The organism is Photobacterium sp. OFAV2-7, from assembly GCF_022347985.1.
Classification (GTDB): domain Bacteria; phylum Pseudomonadota; class Gammaproteobacteria; order Enterobacterales; family Vibrionaceae; genus Photobacterium.
In genome coordinates, this window is the sequence record NZ_JAKRFQ010000378.1 from 1 (window position 1) to 4,666 (window position 4,666).

Here is a 4,666-nt window from a genome sequence, read left to right on the forward strand (position 1 = left end):
CCCAGCCTAGGCTGGGTTTTTTTGTTTTGAACTGTCAACGCCCTGAACAGGCTGAGGTAGCTTTACTACATTGCTGGCATCGACAGGGAGCTCGGGAAGCCTGATCGATACTTCTTTGCCGATATCACCGAGTACCAGATCGAACAGGTTGAAGATAGTCTCTGATACCTGCAGAGAAAAATGATAAAGCTGCTCTTTGACCAGACCCGGGTCCGGGTTGTCCAGGTCAATCTTGTCGAACTGATCAAACAGTGCCTCAATAATAAGTGGCGGAGCAGGGTTGCTGCTTCTAACTGTCATCTGGCCGAGACGCCGGCGCAGGATCTGGGTATGCAAGCATAGTTCGCGTTTTATCGCCGTACTGTTTGGGTGATAACTGTGAATAGTGTGGCGAAAACGGCTCAGACTATCGATAGCGTTCAGGGTGACAGGCCATGCCGACTGGTATTGCTTGAATACATATTCTTTGTCAGCAGCCAGCAGGCTCTGGGTGATGGTGTCATCAATCAGGTACAGGACATGACGGATGGCCTTGCCGTGAACAGCCTGATTTCGCTGTAAAGAGTACCTTGGCCACTCGTCCAGTAATGATGTAATGCGCTTCATTAATATCCGGTACATGGGCTTTTGCGAGTGCTCAGCCTGGCTGATCAGAGTCCGAAGCAGGCTCTGGATTGCCAGTGATTCGTTTAAAGGTTGCTCCTTTCCAAGGAAGCTCCCGCTGCTACTCAGCAACTGGTGAGTCTGTCGACGATGAAAGCGTAGCAGGTGAATAAGCTGGCGTAGGCCGATCACCTGATTAAAGCGGTTTTGCAGCAGTGAATTGCTCTGCCTTACATGGTAGGTGTAATAGCCGAGACTAAGCACAACTCCAATAACTAATGACATGATAAGCATTTTCCCTCCAGCATCAATGGTGCTTCATAGAGGGAATAACGCAATAAGTGTGCCGTTGAATAAGTTGTTTGCTTTGATTATTTAATTTTAATTATCAGTTAGTTACAGTTTTCTTGCTCTTCAAGTTAAAAGCGTTGGGCAGTGATGGGGCGAGTATGTTTCCTAATGGTGCAAAAAAGCCCCTTGCGGGGCTTTGAATGGGATTTGCTATTTTGCAGCTATAGACAGCGTGGATTGTTAGTCGAAGCTGGCTGTTTTGGCTTGCGGGTGAAGGTGGACTTCTTCATCTTTTTCGCCGGCTGCCGGGTCGTTGAATCGATTAATATCCAGCTCACCTTCAGACTTGGCCACAATACAAGTTACCGCGCTGTCGCCAGTGATGTTGACAGCGGTACGGATCATATCAAGTAGTCGGTCGACACCCATGATGATAGCGATACCTTCAACTGGCAGGCCTACCTGGCTCAGTACCATTGCCAGCATGATCAGGCCAACACCCGGAACACCAGCAGTACCGATTGAAGCAAGCGTTGCCGTAACGATGACTGCCATATAGTCACCCATCGTCAGATCGATATTGAATGCCTGAGCAATAAACGCTGTCGCAACACCCTGCATGATTGCAGTACCATCCATGTTGATGGTTGCGCCTAGTGGTACGGTAAACGAAGCGATACGGTTAGAAGCACCAAGACGCTTGGTCGCTGTCTCCATCGTTACAGGAATGGTTGCATTTGACGAAGCCGTGGAGAAGGCAAACATGATTGCATCTTCCATCTTTTTCAAGAATGTCTTCGGGCTCAAACCTGTGAACACCTTCAGCATTGTGCTGTATACAACCAAGCCGTGAATCAACAGGGTACAAGTTAGTACCACGAAGTAGCCAAACAGGTTGTAGATGGCATCAAGGCCAATTCCTGTGAACAGTTTCGCCATCAGGAAGAAGACACCGAAAGGAGCAATGTGCATTAGCAGTGCGACCAGCTTCATGATGACTTCGTTAAGGTCGGCAAAGATAGCAGCAATGCGCTCACCAGGTTTGCCAGCAGCACTGATGGCAATACCAAATAGGATAGCAAACACGATAATTTGCAGTGTATTGCCCTGAGCCATTGAGTTGATTGGGTTCGTCGGGAACATTCCGATGATGACATCACCCAATGATGGTGCTTCTTTGGCTGCAAATGTTGTCGCAGCCGATAGGTCGGCACCTGCACCCGGCTGGAACAGGTTACCCATGGTCAGCGCGAGCGTAATAGCAATAGCGGTTGTTGTCAGGTAGAACAACAGGGTTTTGCCCCCAAGGCGACCAAGCGTACTGATATCGTTCAGTGTACTGGTACCACAAACCAGGGATACAAATACCAAAGGCACAACCAGCATTTTCAAGCTAGCAATGAAGATCGCACCACCAACGTCAAACAGGCCATTCACTAGATATTCGTGTACAAATGAAGTCTCAGCAAAAAGGGAGCGAATAGCGAATCCTGTCAAGATGCCCAGCACCATGCCGAGGATCACTCGACCAGTCAGGGACATTTTCTTTTTTTGTGTTGGCATGAAATGAACACTCCTTATAATTATTCACTCTGTAAATCATTCACCAGAGCGCGGAGCAGGTTAACAGCAGTTTAGGTGTTAAGGCGAAGTAAAATGCTGTGCAAAATTCAAAGGTATGTTTCAGATCACACTTTCTGAGCCAGAATGGTATTCTGAAAACAATAAAATTAACCAAATATTAACCTTTTGCTTGATTAATATACAGTTTTTGTGCTGCTTCATCGGTTATAGCGAGTCTCAGTGGCGTTTATACCGAATAAAAGCGAAATTTATCGTCATGATAAAAGTAGTCGTTAACATCTGTTTTTGCCGAGAAAATATTCTATGCAGCTATCTGCACTATGATAGGTAATGATAAGGTTAACAAAATTAGAATATCTTCAGATTATCAGTAAGTTGGAAGGGATTAGGGAAGGATGGCTGTTGAATGTCTGCTGCAATAAAAAAAGGAGCCGAAGCTCCTTTTTTTTGCGTTTATGGTGAATAAAAATTACATCACACGCATACCAGGCTGAGCACCTTCATGCGGCTCAAGGATCCACAGATCTTTGCCGCCAGGGCCCGCTGCCAGGATCATGCCTTCAGACATGCCGAACTTCATCTTGCGAGGCTTAAGGTTAGCCACCATAACAGTGTGCTTGCCAATCAGCTCCTCTGGAGTGTAGGCAGACTTAATACCAGAGAATACCTGACGCATTTCTCCACCGATATCCAGTTGGAACTTAAGCAGTTTGTTGGCCTTAGGTACTTCTTCGCAAGAAACAATCTTAGCGATACGCATATCGACTTTGGCAAAGTCGTCAAATTCGATTTCCGCTTCAATTGGTTCTTCAGCCAGTGGACCGGTAGGCTTGGCTGCCGTTTCAGCTGCTGCTTTTTCAGCTGCAGCATCTTCTTTAGAAGACTCGACCATAGCTTCAACGTGCTTAGGATCGATACGGTTGAACAGTGCCTTGAACTTAGTCACTTCGTGAGCAGTCAGCGGCTGGTCAATACCTTCCCAGGTCAGCGTTTCGTTCAGGAAGCCTTCTGTGCGCTCGGCAAGCTGAGGCATAACAGGCTTCAGGTAGGTCATCAGAACGCGGAACAGGTTAATGCCGACAGAGCAAATTTCCTGTAGCTCCTGATCTTTACCTTCCTGCTTGGCAACAACCCAAGGCGCTTTCTCGTCAACGTACTGGTTGGCCTTGTCTGCCAGGGCTGTGATTTCGCGGATTGCACGGCTGTATTCACGGTTCTCGTAAAGCTCAGCGATGCGATCAGAGGCGGCAACAAACTCGGCATATAGCTCAGGCTCGGCAAAAATGTCTGACAGCTTGCCTTCGAAGCGCTTGGCAATGAAACCGGCATTACGTGATGCCAGATTGACAATCTTGTTCACGACATCGCTGTTCACACGCTGGGTGAAATCTTCGAGGTTAAGATCCAGATCGTCGATACGGTTGTTCAGCTTGGCCGCGTAGTAGTAACGCAGGCATTCTGGGTCCAGGTGCTCTAGATAAGTACCTGCTTTAATAAAGGTACCCTTAGACTTCGACATCTTCGCGCCGTTTACAGTAACGTAGCCGTGAACGAAGACATTGTTTGGCTTACGCAGGCCGGCACCGTCCAGCATCGCAGGCCAGAACAGGCTGTGGAAGTAGACAATGTCTTTACCGATGAAATGGTAAAGTTCGGTGGAGCTGTCCTTGTTCCAGAACTCGTCAAAGTTCAGGTCGTCACGCTTGTCACACAGGTTCTTGAATGAGCCCATGTAGCCGATTGGTGCATCCAGCCATACATAGAAGTACTTGCCTGTTTCACCCGGGATCTCGAAACCGAAATATGGCGCATCACGCGAGATATCCCATTGTTGCAGACCAGATTCGAACCACTCCTGCATCTTGTTGGCTGTTTCGTCTTGAAGCGCACCAGATTTGGTCCACTCTTTCAACATGCCTTCGAACTGTGGCAGGTCAAAGAAGAAGTGCTCGGAGTCTTTCATTACCGGAGTGGCACCGGAAACAGCAGACTTCGGTTCGATTAGATCCGTCGGGCTGTATGTTTCGCCGCAGCTGTCGCAGTTATCGCCGTACTGGTCTTCTGCCTTACATTTCGGGCAGGTACCTTTTACAAAGCGATCTGGCAGGAACATTTCCTTTTCAGGATCGAATAGCTGGGAGATAGTGCGGCTAGTAATAAAGCCTTTTTCTTTTAGCTGAGTATAAAC

Annotated in this window: 3 protein-coding genes; all 3 read right to left on the reverse strand. The window is 47.7% G+C overall.

Going from position 1 to position 4,666, the window contains the following annotated elements; all coding sequences use genetic code 11:
• Positions 1-6: 6 nt before the first annotated feature.
• Positions 7-888, reverse strand: a complete 882-nt coding sequence (locus tag MHN01_RS17115; protein ID WP_239412448.1) for a hypothetical protein — start codon at positions 886-888, stop codon at positions 7-9.
• A gap of 246 nt (positions 889-1,134) precedes the next feature.
• Entirely contained in the window at positions 1,135-2,457 is a 1,323-nt protein-coding gene (locus MHN01_RS17120) for a dicarboxylate/amino acid:cation symporter (RefSeq protein ID WP_239412449.1), read from the reverse strand.
• 490 nt (positions 2,458-2,947) lie between these two features.
• Positions 2,948-4,666 (reverse strand): methionine--tRNA ligase (gene metG / locus MHN01_RS17125; RefSeq protein WP_239412450.1); only part of this gene is annotated, 1,719 nt, incomplete at its 5' end.